Source organism: Fulvimarina thalattae (assembly GCF_040239565.1).
Classification (GTDB): Bacteria; Pseudomonadota; Alphaproteobacteria; order Rhizobiales; family Rhizobiaceae; genus Fulvimarina.
Map to the genome: position 1 here is coordinate 183,587 of NZ_JBEHWS010000006.1, position 13,315 is coordinate 196,901.

Sequence of the window (13,315 nt, forward strand, 5' to 3'; positions counted from 1 at the left end):
TATTGACGAGGACTACGACTTAAGTCGCAGGCAATCGCCCCTCAGCCGCACGAATCCAACTATATTTCTGCTTGTTTATTGAGCAAAGCGGCGTTCTTCACAGAACAAGACTTGAACGAGATAGGCGCCATAAAGAACGGCTCACGGAGATTTGTCGAGACTGAACACAAGTCAGTCGATCGCTGCAGATCGACTGGTTAAAGAAGCGTTTAACTGCATCGCAACCGTATAATTGCTGCAGTGCAGCAGGAAAAAGTCCCGATTTCCGCTTGCATCGACGAATTTCCGCCTCTAGCATCGCGATCATGGTTTCCGGCTTCAAAAATTGCAGCGTGTTGGGAGCACAGCAATTTTTCGAAGGCCTCGGTAGGGCGAATGATCAACGGTGCCCACCAAGACCCCTAACGGCGGTCGTGACACGCTGCCGGAAACCGTCCCCATTCAACGCCGATATCGGCTTGGTTGACATCATCGGATCATTTTTCCGGTGAACGCGATCGGGCAGACCCGGCATTCTGTTCCTTTGGGAGGACAATTGATGCTCAAGACTTTCACAAAAGCTGCACTTGCTTCGGGCCTTATTCTGGCCGCCGGCGGTTATGCCAGCGCCAATGATGCTCTGCAGGAAGCGGCGAGCAACCCGGCGCAGTGGGCGATGCCGACCGGCGATTACGCCAACCAGCGCTATTCCGAACTCGACTCGATCAACAAAGAGAACGTCGGCGACATGGTTCCGGCCTGGTCGTTCTCGACCGGCGTTCTGCGCGGCCACGAGGGCAATCCGCTCGTCGTCGGCAACGTGATGTATGTTCACACGCCGTTCCCGAACATGGTCTACGCTCTCGACCTGAACGAAGACGGCCGCATCATGTGGAAGCATGAGCCCAAGCAGGACCCGAACGTCATTCCGGTGATGTGCTGCGACACGGTCAACCGTGGTGTTGCCTACGCACCCGCCGAAGGCGACAATCCGGCGATGGTGATCCTCCATCAGGCGGACACGAACGTCACGGCTCTCAATGCCGAGACCGGCGAGCAGATCTGGCAGACCCAGAACGGCGATCCTTCCAAGGGTGAGACCGGCACAGCCGCTCCGATGGTCTTCAAGGACAAGGTTCTCATCGGCATCTCCGGCGGCGAGTTCGGCGTGCGTGGTTCTGTCACGGCCTACAACCTGTCGGACGGCAGCCAGGCATGGCGCGCTTACTCGACCGGTCCCGACGACGAAATGTTGATGGACCCGCAGAACACGATGGCTCTCGGCGAGCCGGTGGGCGAGAATTCCTCGATCGACACGTGGGAAGGCGACCAGTGGCAGATCGGCGGCGGCACCACCTGGGGTTGGTTCTCCTACGATCCGGAACTGAACCTCATCTATTACGGCTCGGGCAACCCCTCGACCTGGAACCCGTCTCAGCGTCCGGGCGACAACAAGTGGTCGATGACCATCTTCGCACGTGATGCCGACAGCGGCATGGCGAAGTGGGTCTACCAGATGACGCCGCATGACGAGTGGGACTTCGATGGCGTCAACGAGATGATCCTCGCGGACATCCCGGTCGACGGCGAAGACCGCAAGGCTCTCGTCCACTTCGATCGTAACGGCTTCGCCTACACGATGGATCGTGAGACCGGTGAACTCCTGGTTGCCAAGAAGTATGATCCGGCCGTGAACTGGGCGACAGAAGTCGTGATGGACCCCGAGTCCGATCAGTATGGTCGTCCGCAGGTCGTTTCCGAGTACTCGACCGAGCAGAACGGCGAAGACGTGAACACCACCGGCATCTGCCCGGCGGCGCTTGGCACGAAGGATCAGCAGCCTGCGGCGTTCTCGCCGAAGACCGGTCTCTTCTACGTTCCGACCAACCACGTCTGCATGGACTACGAGCCGTTCCGCGTCGCCTACACGGCCGGTCAGCCTTACGTCGGTGCAACGCTGTCGATGTACCCGGCTCCGGACAGCCATGGCGGCATGGGCAACTTCATTGCCTGGGACGCAGGCAAGGGTGAGATCGTCTGGTCGGTTCCCGAGCAGTTCTCGGTCTGGTCCGGTGCGCTCGCAACGGCTGGCGACATCGTCTTCTACGGTACGCTCGAAGGCTACCTGAAGGCTGTTGACGTCGAGAGCGGCGAAGAGCTCTACAGCTACAAGACCCCGTCGGGCATCATCGGTAACGTGATGACCTACGAGAACGACGGCAAGCAGTATGTCGGCGTCCTGTCGGGCATTGGTGGCTGGGCCGGCATCGGTCTCGCGGCAGGCCTCACCGACCCGAACGCCGGTCTCGGCGCTGTCGGCGGCTACGCTGCATTGTCGAGCTACACGGCTCTCGGTGGTCAGCTGACGGTCTTCACGGTTCCGGATCAGACGGCTTCGGCTGCCTCTTCAGACAGCTCTTCCGAGGCTGAAGGCGAGCAGTCTTCCAACTAAGGTCCATCCGACCCGGATTTCCGACCCCTGCTCTGGCAGCCGGGGTCGGTTCTGTCCCGATGTCTTCGGAAAGGCCGCGTTCTTATCAGGGCGCGGCTTTTCGTCCAGACGGGCGGGAATTTCGTCCAGACGGGCGGGAATTTGTCCCGACTTACCGAAATAGCAGCGAGGCAGACTGTCCTCGAACAAAAACACAGTCCAAGTTCTCCCACACGACAACCAAGATCGATCGCGTTCGAGTATCGCGTAACAATCGAGGAAACGATGAACCACAATACGCTCGCCGGGCTCGCCGGCGCTCTTCTCCTGTCCACCGCGGGCTTCGCATTCGCGCAGGGTACGACGGTCTTGCCGGCGGGCCAGTCGGCTTCGAATATCCAGGTCGCTCAGAACGACGCCACCGGAACGACGCAGACCGAGGGCGGCGCAGCCGCAGCGGCGGCAACATCCGAAGACACCGAGCCGACGGCAGCAGAGGAGGCCGATTCGTCTGAAGACAGTGAAGCGGCAGCAGAGGAAGCGTCCGATTCCGCCGAAACCGAAGCAGCTCAGTCCAGTGACGGCGGAGAATCGTCCGGCGACGGCGAAGGGCAGATGCAGTCCGGCCTCGAAGTCGACGCGCATCCGTCGGCAGATACGGAAGCCGAAGGCAACGCGGTCTCCGAGACCAAGCCTGCCGATGCCGACCAGACGCCCGGACTCGCACTCGACTCTGCTGGAAACCCGGTCTACGCGCTCGCCGATGGCGGGGCGGACTGGTACACATGGCGCGGATACAAGAAATACGGCGCGAACTGCCTGCAGTGCCATGGTCCAGATGGCATGGGCTCGTCCTTCGCACCGAACCTCACCGAGTCGATCCAGGATCTGAGCTACTACGATTTCGCCGGCATTATCGTATCCGGCCAGCAGAATAAGTGGAGCTCCTCGGGCAACTCCATCATGCCGGCCTGGGGTGAGGATCCGAACGTGATGTGCTCGCTCGATGCGATCTATGTCTATCTGCGCGGCCGTACCGACGGCGTCGTCGGACGCGGCGAACCAAAGCGTCCGGAAAAGACCGACTTGACCAAGGCAGCTCAGGACCACGAATACAGCTGCCTGGGCTTCTGATCCATGGGCTTTCGCTCGACATTCAGAAAGGGTTGCGCGGGCGTCCTGACGCTCGCGCTCCCTATCCTCGTGCTTGGTGGTCTGGCCCAGGCGCAGGATCGCGAGTTTGGCGGCGAAATCGAACTCGTCGATCCGACTGTGCTGCGCGTCTGCGCCGACCCCGCCAACATGCCCTTCGCCAATGAGGCCGAAGAGGGCTTCGAGCAGGAGCTGGCCGAATTCCTGGCCGGCAAGCTCGGGCGCGAATCCGTCTCCTATACCTACTTCCCCCAAGCGACCGGCTTCGTCCGGATGACGCTCGGCTCCAATCTCTGCGACGTCATCATGAGCTATCCGCAGGGTGACGAGCTCGTTCAGAATACCAATGCCTACTACCGGACGGCATATTCGATCGTCGTTCCCGCCGATGGCGACCTCGCGGACATCCAGAAGCTGGAAGATCCCGAACTCCAAGACAAGCGGATCGGCATCGTCGCTGGAACGCCCCCGGCAACCTATCTCGCCAGAGCCGGCCTCATCGGTAAGGCAAAGCCCTATCAGCTGGTGGTCGATACCCGCGTCGAAAATTCGGCGAAATTGATGATGGAGGATCTCGATTCCGGCGAGATCGACGCTGCCGTTCTCTGGGGACCGATGGCGGGTTGGTATGCCAAACAGTCCGACAAAGATTACAACGTCGTGCCGCTCCTCAACGAAGGTCCGGGCCCGGCCATGGCCTTCCGGATCACCATGGGCGTCCGCGCGTCTGACCAGCAGTGGAAGCGTACGCTGAATGTCGCAATCCGCGACTATCAGGACGAAATCAACGAGATCCTGCTCTCCTACGGCGTGCCCCTGTTGACCGAGGACAATCAGCCCATCACCTCGGCCACGACGTCCAACGACACATCCGGTGCCGAGGAAGACGCCGCTAAACCCACCGGCACGAACTGAGCACAGCGAGATTTGAAGGGGCGATATCCGTGAGAAGAAGCCATCTTTTCTCGTTGATCGCCCCTTTTTTCGTCGCCGCGTGCCTGAGCAGTGTGGCGATGGCGGACCAGACCGCCGAGCAAGCCGGCAGCGAGGAGAGCTTCGAACTCTCCGTCGACACGGTTCCCGAACCGGACGGCTACAAGATGACGGAGTACCGCTCTCCCGTTCCCTCGACCCTTCAGGGCGGCACCGTCATCGACACGGCTGGGGCGAAGGCTCTTCACGACGAGGGCGTTCCCTTCATCGATGTTCTTCCTCGCCCGCCGAAGCCCAAAGGCCTGCCGGAAGGCACCTATTGGCGTCCGAAACCGCGCAACGACATTCCCGGCTCCGTCTGGCTGGTCGATACCGGCTACGGTGAACTCGCGCCGGTGATGAAGGCCTACCTCCTGGATGGGCTCGACGCCGCGGTCGGCGGCGACCGCTCCAAACCCATCGTCATCTATTGCGACCGCGACTGCTGGATGAGCTACAACGTGGCCAAGCGCGCGATCGAGAACGGGTTCACCGACGTCCACTGGTATCCCGACGGGATGCAGGGCTGGGCGGAAGCAGGCTATCCCTTGGAACGAACCGAGCCCAAAGACCGGCCGGACGAGTAGAACCGCCATTCCTCAGGTCAGGGCGCTTTTCCTCGCGCTCCCTTGCAAGGCCCGCCCAGAGAGGCGACGGACCAATCACACCAGATAGCGCAGCGCCACGAAGCCGCCGATCAGGAAGATCATGAACAGGGTGAAGAGCAGGCCCAGACGCTTCTCGATGAAGCTCTGGATCGGCGCGCCGTATTTGTGCAGCAACCAAGCGACGAGGAAGAACCGCGCGCCTCGGCCGACGATCGAGACAATGGTAAAGATCGCGATATTGAGGCCGGTGACGCCTGAAAAGATCGTCAGGACCTTATAGGGAAAGGGCGTCAGCGCTGCGAAGAGCACGGCCCAGCCTCCCCATTCGTTGTAGCGGACGGTTAGTTCTTCGAAGGAGCCCGCCTTTCCATAGAGTTCGAGGATCGGCCGCCCGATCACCTCGAAGAAGAAATAGCCGATCGCGTAACCGAGAAACGCGCCGAGCACGCTGGACACCGTGCAGATGAGCGCGATCCTCACCCATTTCGCGCGATTGGCGATGACCATTGGAATGAGCAGCGCATCGGGCGGGATCGGAAAGATCGAGCTCTCGATGAAGGAGACCGCCGCAAGAGCCCGCTCGGCATGTCGCGTCGCGGCAAGTGACATCACCCAGTCATAGAGGCGTCGCAGCATGTAAGTCGTCCTTGCGGGGGATGATCGTCATTTGGATTTCGGCCGGTTTGTAGGACCGAATGCTTTCCCGAGCACTACTGCTTTGGACGAGCGAGCGGAACCCGCATTGAAGGCCGGCGTCCCGATCGATCCGAAAGCGGCAGAGCACCCCGGCGCGGTTCGCCTATGCGACCGCCTTTCCGACTGTCGAATGTGGAAGTGCGCGCCCTAGCACCGACGCTCTCCGCCACGATGTTGACCCTCGCTACACCAGCGTTGTAGAAGCGGTTATCGGAGCGGCCCCGCCGTCCGTATTGCCCCTGTGGTGGAATTGGTAGACGCGCGCGACTCAAAATCGCGTTCCGAAAGGAGTGCTGGTTCGATCCCGGCCAGGGGCACCATTCCCGCTTTCAAGACACGATGCGACAGCCGAGCACGGCACGATGGCCTATGCCGTCGGGCTCACGCGAGATGCTGTCGACAATCATTCTGACCGACGGCATGCCACCGAATCTGCGATGGCGCCGTTGGCCTCACTGCCGCCCATCATGCAAGTCTCTTATGGCGTCTCCAGCAGCCGCTCCAGATAGCGGCGCTCTAGTTCGGGTGATAGCTGGTCGCCGAGGCGGTCGCGGATCTCCTCCAAAATTTCGCGGGCCCGCTGGGCGTCGATCTCGTCGGGCACGCCGACATCCTGGCCGAACTGAGGGCCCTGCGTCTGGCGCTGGCGGCCGAGCGGATCGCGGCCGGTCTGCTGCTGCTGTTGGCCCTGCATGCCGGGGCCGTTTTGCCCGCCGGGTCCCTCGCCGGGCTGCCCCTCGCCCTGCGCCTGCTGCATCTGGTTCATCATGTCCTGAGCGCCGCGGCGCATGGCCTCCATGGCGCGGCCCTGTTCGCCGACGGCCTTGCCGTCATTGCCCTCGCCCAGCGCACCTTCGGCGTCGCCCATGGCCTCACCGGCCTCACCGAGATCTTCGGAGGGTTCGAGCCCCTGCTGGCCAAGCTGTTCCTGAAGCTCGTCGAGCTGCTCCTGAAGCGCGCCCTGGCGCTTCTGCAGCTCCTCCATCATCTCGGCGAACTCTTCCGGGCTCAGCTCCTCGCCCTGCTGCTGTTCGCCGCCCTGCTGCGGCTGGCCGTTATCGCGCGGCTCGCCCGGCATGCGCTGCTGGTTCTGCTGCTGTTGCTGGCGGTACTGCCGACGGCCGAGATCGTAGGTCTCGTCCATCAGCCGCTGCTGCTCCTGCAACAGCTCACCCATACGATTCATCTGCTCCTGCATCTGACTCTGGCCTTGGCTCTGCTGCTGCTGGCCGGGGCGCATCGCCTGGAGCGAGTCCATCATCTGCTGGAGTTCGGAAAGAAGCTGCTGGGCCGCATCCTTGGAGCCCGACTTCGCCAGATCCTCGATCTGGTCGAGCATGCGGTCCAGATCCTGCTGGCGCAGCTCCTGCATTTCGCCCATTTGCTGCTGGTTTTGCGGCGGCTGGTTCTGCATGGCGCGGGCATATTCCTGCAGATATTCCTGCATGGCCTCGCGCAACTCCTGCATCAGCCGGTCGATCTCCTCGTCGGAGGCCCCGTTCTCCAATGCCTCGGACAGCTGCTCGCGGGCGTCACGCAGGCGCTGTTCGGCAAGCGAGAGATTGCCGTCCTCGATACCGAGAGCGATCTCCCAGAGGAAGTCCACCGCGCTGATCAGGCCCTCGTCGTCATAGGAAGCCGCGATGCGCGAGCGCGCGGCCTTAAGTGCCAGATAATCCGCCTTGTTCTCGATGAAGGTGTCGCCATGAAGCGTGATCGCATCGAGCATCTCCAGAACGCGGGGAACGGAGTTGGCATCGAGCGCAAGAATGCGCCGCTGCTCGACGACTGCCCGTGCGAGAGGATTGGAAAAGCGTCGTTCGGGCAGCGTCATCGCGGCGGCCTCGGACCGGCCGGTCTGCCCAGCCGCATCGGTCGCGGTCAGTGTCAATTCGACATCCGCGCCCGCATACGGGCTTTCAAGAAGATTGGCGGACGTACGGGCTTCGGAACCGTTCTGGCTGCGGCGCGGCAAAGCGAGCCGGATTTCGGGCGGCGCGACGAGCGGACGCGCATCGCTCGATATCTGATTGTCGACGACTGCGATCTCAGCCTTGGCGGACTTCACACCGTAATCGTCCTCGACCCGGTAGGCGAGTTCGAGTCCGCCGCCGCGATCGGCTTCCGAGGGCGGCGCGGTGAATTCAATCACCGGGTCCTCGTCGGGCGTCACTTCGATCGCCCAATCGCCGTAGCTCAGAAGCGTCGAGGATAAGCTCGCAGTACCGCTCTCCGTCAGGGCAAGTTCGTAAGACGCGGGGCCGGAGGGCTCGGTGTTGTTGGAGGCGCTGTTGGTCGCAGTGTTCGAAGCCTCTCCCTGTTTGGGCTGCTGAGGTCCTCCCTTCTCACTCGGCAGGACACGCATGACCTCCGATTCGTCCCGCGTAGGCGAGAACGAGAATTCGATACCGCTTGCATCGGATACGCGGACCGAGAGCGCCGAGCCCTCCGGCACGGTGATCGAGCCTTCGACCGGCTCACCCTCGACGCTCGGGCCGGCAAGGAAGATCGGAGCCCGTCCGGTATAGGCCGGCGGCGTCACCCAGGCGTCGACACGGCGCTCGGCTAGCTGGATCGTGTCGCGCGGAATGACGAAGGCATCGCCGATCCGCCCACCACCCGGGCCGAACGAATAGGCAAACCCCGTGACGAAGAGCAGGAGAACGATCGCACGCAGGCCATAAGGGTCGAGACGCTCCGTCTGGGTTCGCACCGACCCGCCGGAAAGATGGCGAAGCTTTTCCGCCATCCGCTTCTTGTGCTCGCGCCAAAGCGCAACAGCGAAGGGATCGGCGTCGGCCGACAAGCGATCGCCCTGCGCCCGCAGCGGCTGATGGGAAAGCCTGCTCGACGCCTCGATCCGGGCATCGGTTTCCCCGCTCGTCGGCCAGTGGATCGCGCGATTGCGATAGATCGCGTAGCCGGCTGCCATGAGGAACGCGAGAAGAACGACGGCGCGCAGCACGAACGGCATTGCCGCGAAGGCGCCAAACCAAGACAGAACGAGAAACAGCGCCAGAATACAGCTGAGGTACAGGACCAGCGGCCAGGCACGCTCCACCAACAGCGCGGCTTTGGCCAGCCTCCGTGTCGTCGCGATCTTGCCTGCCCAGCCCCCTGGGCGCTCGCGCCTGTTATCGGTCATGATGCCTCGAACCTGATCAAGCTCCCTTTTTATCAGCTTTTGAACAGGATGCGAGGCGTTTGACGGGACTGTGAAGCCATTTGAGAGACAAGGTTCTGCCCCCTCCCCGGCTACGCAAGAGCGCAAAGCGTTGTCTGCGCGATAGCGAGGCGCGACGATTAGCCCTCAAGCCATTCCGGCATGTGGTCGAGCCCAATGAGCTCGTCGATCGTCTGGCGCTCGCGAATGACGGCGTATTCATCGCCCTTCACCAGCGTTTCGGCGATGAGCGGACGCGAATTGTAGGTCGAGGACTGAACCGCACCGTAGGCTCCGGCCGAAGACAGGAAGACGAGATCTCCCTCCTCGACCTCCGGAATCTCCCGATCCTTGCCGAGGAAATCGCCGCTCTCGCAGATCGGGCCGACGATGTCGGCGGTGATGGTCTTCGCATTCGCTGACTGCTTGACCGGCTGGATCTCGTGCCAGGCATCGTAGAGTGTCGGGCGGATCAGATCGTTCATCGCGGCGTCGACGATGACGAAGGTCTTGCCCTCGTCCTTCTTCACATAGAGCACGCGAGCGACGAGAATGCCCGCATTGGCAACGATCATGCGGCCCGGCTCGAAGACGATCTTCGCATCGAGATCGCGCACATGCCGCTTGACGATCTCGGCATAGGCATGCGGCTCGGGCGGGGTCGCGTCAGCGTTCTTGTAGGGAACGCCCAGCCCGCCGCCGAGATCGATATGGCTGATCTCGTGGCCGGCCGCACGCAGCCGATGGACGAGCGCCGCCAGTCTGTCGAAGGCCTCGTCGAACGGCTTCAGATCGATGATTTGCGAGCCGATATGCATGTCGATGCCGGTGACCTTGATACCCGGCAGATCGCGGGCGCGGGCATAGATCGCCTCGGCACGGTCGTAGGCGATTCCGAACTTGTCGGACTTGCGGCCCGTGGAAATCTTGGCGTGGGTCTTGGCGTCGACATCCGGATTGATGCGGAAGGAGACATGTGCGGTCATCTCGGCATCCACCGCGCGGGCCGAGATCAGGTCGAGTTCGTTTTCCGATTCGATGTTGAAGCAGAAGATTCCGAGGGCGATCGCCATGTCGATTTCGGCGATTGTCTTGCCGACACCGGAAAACATGATCTTCTTCGGATCGATGCCCACCCGCATCGCACGCAGCAGCTCGCCGGCGGAAACGACGTCGGCCCCGGCGCCCCGGTCGGCGAGCGTCTTCAGCACTGCCTGGTTCGAATTCGCCTTCATCGCGTAGCAGACCAACGCGTCGATATCGGAAAACGCGCTGGAAAAGACGTCGTAGTGCCGAACGAGCGTCGCCGTCGAATAGCAGTAGAACGGCGTGCCGATATCGTTGGCGATACGCGTGACCGGAACACCCTCCGCATGGAGGAGCCCGTCCTTGAATTCGAAATGGTTCATGGGTTCAGGAACGCGATTGGCCCGGTCGTAAAGGGCTTGGTGGCAATCAGTGCGGTGCGAGCAGGCCGAACCGCTCGGATCAGTTCAGAAGGGGGTCGAGGAAGAAATTTTCGCCAGCGCCCGGCGTACGCGAGACCTCGGCCGCGCCGATCTGGTCGTCGTCGTCCATTCCGCTCGTTGCGATGCGCGGGCCCGACAACACGTCGACCTCGCGGTTACCACCGAGAATATCGGTATCGCCGCCGCGCTCCGGCTGCACAAAGCCTGCCGGCGCACCATCCGTGCCGGGCGCCTGCGGCAGGTTCTTGACGCCGCAGCCGGCGAGAAGCAAGGCGGTCATCGGCGCCGCGACAATCAGCGTCCGAATAAATCCGTTGCTCATCAAAATCTCCCAATCTCGTGCCCGGCGGGACCGGTATCCGGCATAATCAAGCTCTTCTTAACCGGAGCCGTACTGAAAATCATCGGGTTCCGGGCAACACTCGCGGCGCGAATGTCTTAGCCTGTACCTAATTCGAAAGGCTCAGCCTCTCGCGCCAGGCCGCGATAGCCGCGCGGACATTGTCCGGCGCCGTGCCGCCATAGCTCGTGCGGCTTGCGACGGAGGCTTCGACGGTGAGAACCGAATAGACGCCCTCCGTGATTGCGGCGTTGAGCCCCTTGAGATCGTCGAGCGGCAGATCGGCGAGACCGATCCCGCGCTCCTCGGCCATGGCAACGGCACGGCCCGTCACGTGATGAGCCTCGCGGAAGGGCAGGCCCGCCTCACGCACCAGCCAGTCGGCGAGATCGGTGGCAGTCGAGAAACCGTGGCCGGCGGCGGCGCGCATCGCTTGCGCGTCGACGACGAGATCGCGGATCATGCCGGTCGAGGCGGCAAGAGCCAGATGCAGCGAATCGATCGCGTCGAAGACCTGCTCCTTGTCCTCCTGCATGTCCTTGGAATAGGTCAGCGGCAGGCCCTTCATCACCGTCAGCAGCGAGATCAGCGCGCCGTTGATACGGCCGGGCTTGGCGCGGACCAGCTCCGCGGCATCCGGGTTCTTCTTCTGAGGCATGATGGAAGAGCCGGTGGAGAAAGCGTCCGACAGCTTGACGAAGCCGAATTGCGGCGTCGACCAGATGACGATCTCCTCGGCAAGCCGCGACAGGTGCGTCGCGCAGATCGCGGCGAAGGAGAGAAATTCCAGCGCGAAGTCGCGATCCGAGACCGTATCGAGGGAATTGCGCGTCGGCTCGCGGAAACCGAGCGCTTTTGCCGTCTGGTGGCGATCGATCGGAAATCCCGTGCCGGCAAGCGCGGCCGCACCCAGTGGACACTCGTCCATCCGTTCGATCGCGTCGCGGCAGCGCGAGAGATCGCGCGCGGCCATTTCGGCATAGGCGAGACAGTGATGGCCGTATGTGACCGGCTGGGCGACCTGGAGATGGGTAAAGCCCGGCATCACCGTGTCGGCATGCTCTTCGGCCTTGTCGAGAAGTGCTGCGATGAAATCCTTGAGACCCACCTCGAAGCGCTGAAGCGCCGACTTGACATGCAGCCGGAAATCGAGCGCGACCTGATCGTTGCGCGAGCGGGCTGTGTGCAGGCGTCCCGCGGCCGAACCGATCAGTTCGGCAAGGCGCGCCTCGATGTTCATGTGAATGTCTTCGCGCTGGCGCGAGAAGGTGAACTCGCCGGCGGCGATCTCGGCGCCGATCTTGTCCAGCCCCTCGGCGATCGCATCGCGATCTTCCGCGGTGATCACGCCCTTGTCAGCGAGCATCGTCGCATGGGCTTTCGATCCCGCGATATCCTCCTCATATAGACGCTTGTCGAAATCGATGGAGGCGTTGATCTCCTCCATGATGGCATCGGGACCGGAGGCGAAGCGTCCGCCCCACATTTCGTTGCTGGTCGTCTGGCTCATCGCATGCGCTTGGGAGTTCGAGGAAAGACAATGGCGGAAAAGCAACCGGGCTTGGGCAAGTCGGTCGGCCTCGCAATCGGAGGCGCCCTAGCGGCAGGCCTGATCGCTGGCGTCGGCGTCCTATACGTGACGGGCGGATACGAAAGCAATGCGCAGGTTGCTTCCACCTGTCAGGCGAATGAGAGCCTTGCGAACGCAATCGACGAAGCCGCGCAGGGCGAAGTCGCCGCAGTACAGCCAGTCGACACCCCGTTCGACGTGAAGACCATCGCCTTCAAGGATGCCGATGGTGCAGAGCGCAGCCTCGCCGATTTTTCCGGACAGGCCCTTCTCGTCAATCTCTGGGCGACATGGTGTGCGCCGTGCCGCGCCGAAATGCCGGCACTCGACGAACTGGAGCGACAGCGCGGCGGCGAGGACTTCGCGGTTATCCCCATCAATGTCGATACCGGCGATGAAGCCAAACCGAAGGGCTTTTACGAGGAGACCGGTCTGACCGACCTGCCGTATTTCCGCGACGAGACGATGGGCGTCTTCCAGAACCTGAAGAGCCAGGGCACCGCGTTCGGCCTGCCGGTCACGCTTCTCGTCGACGAAGAGGGTTGTGCCCGCGCCGCGGTCAACGGTCCGGCAGAATGGGCGAGCCCGGACGCCATTCGCCTGATCGACGCCATTCGTCAGCCGGACGCGATCTGATACTTGAGCAGAATACCTCATCGAAAGGCGCCGAGCCGTTCGGCTGACACGGATCACAGGCAAAGCTCTCCCGTCGAGAGCCCTGAGTGATCTCGATGGCTTCGTGTGGAGTCTGTCATCCGATTGGCACCGCTAACCCGGTTGACGTTCCTCGGCATGACCTGAGACACGGGGCGCGAATTCGCGCCCGGTCGGATGAGACCCTTTCCTGATCATGCATCGCGCGGGGGATGGCAACGCGCGCGGCATCGCCCGTGGCGCCGCTGGTCAGCGGCGGAGTTCAAAGGCCCTATCGAGGC

Annotated in this window: 10 protein-coding genes and 1 tRNA gene; 6 read left to right on the forward strand and 5 right to left on the reverse strand. The window is 62.4% G+C overall.

Annotated elements, in window-relative coordinates; translation table 11 throughout:
• The first annotated feature begins 538 nt into the window (after nt 1–538).
• The 4 genes from ABRA89_RS10295 to ABRA89_RS10310 all read left to right on the forward strand — a co-directional run bounded on the left by ABRA89_RS10295 (nt 539) and on the right by ABRA89_RS10310 (nt 5,121).
• Nucleotides 539–2,431 (forward strand): methanol/ethanol family PQQ-dependent dehydrogenase, encoded by a 1,893-nt coding sequence (locus tag ABRA89_RS10295; protein WP_349941371.1) that lies wholly within the window; start codon nt 539–541, stop codon nt 2,429–2,431.
• A gap of 264 nt (nt 2,432–2,695) precedes the next feature.
• Entirely contained in the window at nt 2,696–3,544 is an 849-nt protein-coding gene (locus ABRA89_RS10300) for a c-type cytochrome (RefSeq protein ID WP_349941372.1), read from the forward strand.
• Between the two features lie 3 nt (nt 3,545–3,547).
• Nucleotides 3,548–4,477, forward strand: a complete 930-nt coding sequence (locus tag ABRA89_RS10305) for a substrate-binding domain-containing protein (RefSeq protein ID WP_349941374.1) — start codon at nt 3,548–3,550, stop codon at nt 4,475–4,477.
• Between the two features lie 98 nt (nt 4,478–4,575).
• Nucleotides 4,576–5,121: a PQQ-dependent catabolism-associated CXXCW motif protein gene (locus ABRA89_RS10310; RefSeq protein WP_349941375.1), complete on the forward strand. Its 546-nt coding sequence runs from the start codon at nt 4,576–4,578 to the stop codon at nt 5,119–5,121.
• Nucleotides 5,122–5,196: 75 nt separating this feature from the next.
• Here ABRA89_RS10310 and ABRA89_RS10315 read toward each other — a convergent pair whose 3' ends face one another.
• On the reverse strand, nt 5,197–5,778 hold the full coding sequence (locus tag ABRA89_RS10315; protein WP_349941376.1) for a YqaA family protein: 582 nt from the start codon (nt 5,776–5,778) through the stop codon (nt 5,197–5,199).
• Nucleotides 5,779–6,073: 295 nt separating this feature from the next.
• On the opposite strand from ABRA89_RS10315, the gene ABRA89_RS10320 reads away from it, so the two are divergent.
• Nucleotides 6,074–6,158, forward strand: a tRNA-Leu gene (locus ABRA89_RS10320).
• A 158-nt stretch (nt 6,159–6,316) separates the two neighbouring features.
• Here ABRA89_RS10320 and ABRA89_RS10325 read toward each other — a convergent pair.
• The 4 genes from ABRA89_RS10325 to argH form a co-directional block, all read right to left on the reverse strand.
• Nucleotides 6,317–8,983 (reverse strand): TIGR02302 family protein, encoded by a 2,667-nt coding sequence (locus ABRA89_RS10325; protein ID WP_349941377.1) that lies wholly within the window; start codon nt 8,981–8,983, stop codon nt 6,317–6,319.
• A gap of 158 nt (nt 8,984–9,141) precedes the next feature.
• Nucleotides 9,142–10,410 carry a diaminopimelate decarboxylase gene (gene lysA / locus ABRA89_RS10330; protein ID WP_349941378.1) on the reverse strand — a complete coding sequence of 423 codons (1,269 nt, stop codon included), beginning with the start codon at nt 10,408–10,410 and terminating at the stop codon, nt 9,142–9,144.
• Nucleotides 10,411–10,489: 79 nt separating this feature from the next.
• The gene (locus ABRA89_RS10335; protein ID WP_349941379.1) at nt 10,490–10,792 is read right to left on the reverse strand and encodes a hypothetical protein; all 303 of its coding nucleotides are present in this window, start codon (nt 10,790–10,792) and stop codon (nt 10,490–10,492) included.
• A gap of 127 nt (nt 10,793–10,919) precedes the next feature.
• Nucleotides 10,920–12,320 (reverse strand): argininosuccinate lyase, encoded by a 1,401-nt coding sequence (gene argH / locus ABRA89_RS10340; RefSeq protein ID WP_349941380.1) that lies wholly within the window; start codon nt 12,318–12,320, stop codon nt 10,920–10,922.
• Between the two features lie 30 nt (nt 12,321–12,350).
• Between argH and tlpA the strand changes: the two genes are divergently transcribed.
• The gene (gene tlpA / locus ABRA89_RS10345; protein ID WP_349941381.1) at nt 12,351–13,016 is read left to right on the forward strand and encodes a thiol:disulfide interchange protein TlpA; all 666 of its coding nucleotides are present in this window, start codon (nt 12,351–12,353) and stop codon (nt 13,014–13,016) included.
• Nucleotides 13,017–13,315 lie beyond the last annotated feature (299 nt).

Bases quoted from the DNA above. Each gene is read 5' to 3' on its own strand.
- ABRA89_RS10295 (WP_349941371.1), top strand. From the start codon at position 539: ATGCTCAAGACTTTCACAAAAGCTGCACTTGCTTCGGGCCTTATTCTG.
- ABRA89_RS10300 (WP_349941372.1), top strand. From the start codon at position 2,696: ATGAACCACAATACGCTCGCCGGGCTCGCCGGCGCTCTTCTCCTGTCC.
- ABRA89_RS10305 (WP_349941374.1), top strand. From the start codon at position 3,548: ATGGGCTTTCGCTCGACATTCAGAAAGGGTTGCGCGGGCGTCCTGACG.
- ABRA89_RS10310 (WP_349941375.1), top strand. From the start codon at position 4,576: ATGGCGGACCAGACCGCCGAGCAAGCCGGCAGCGAGGAGAGCTTCGAA.
- ABRA89_RS10315 (WP_349941376.1), bottom strand. From the start codon at position 5,778: ATGCTGCGACGCCTCTATGACTGGGTGATGTCACTTGCCGCGACGCGA.
- ABRA89_RS10325 (WP_349941377.1), bottom strand. From the start codon at position 8,983: ATGACCGATAACAGGCGCGAGCGCCCAGGGGGCTGGGCAGGCAAGATC.
- lysA (WP_349941378.1), bottom strand. From the start codon at position 10,410: ATGAACCATTTCGAATTCAAGGACGGGCTCCTCCATGCGGAGGGTGTT.
- ABRA89_RS10335 (WP_349941379.1), bottom strand. From the start codon at position 10,792: ATGAGCAACGGATTTATTCGGACGCTGATTGTCGCGGCGCCGATGACC.
- argH (WP_349941380.1), bottom strand. From the start codon at position 12,320: ATGAGCCAGACGACCAGCAACGAAATGTGGGGCGGACGCTTCGCCTCC.
- tlpA (WP_349941381.1), top strand. From the start codon at position 12,351: ATGGCGGAAAAGCAACCGGGCTTGGGCAAGTCGGTCGGCCTCGCAATC.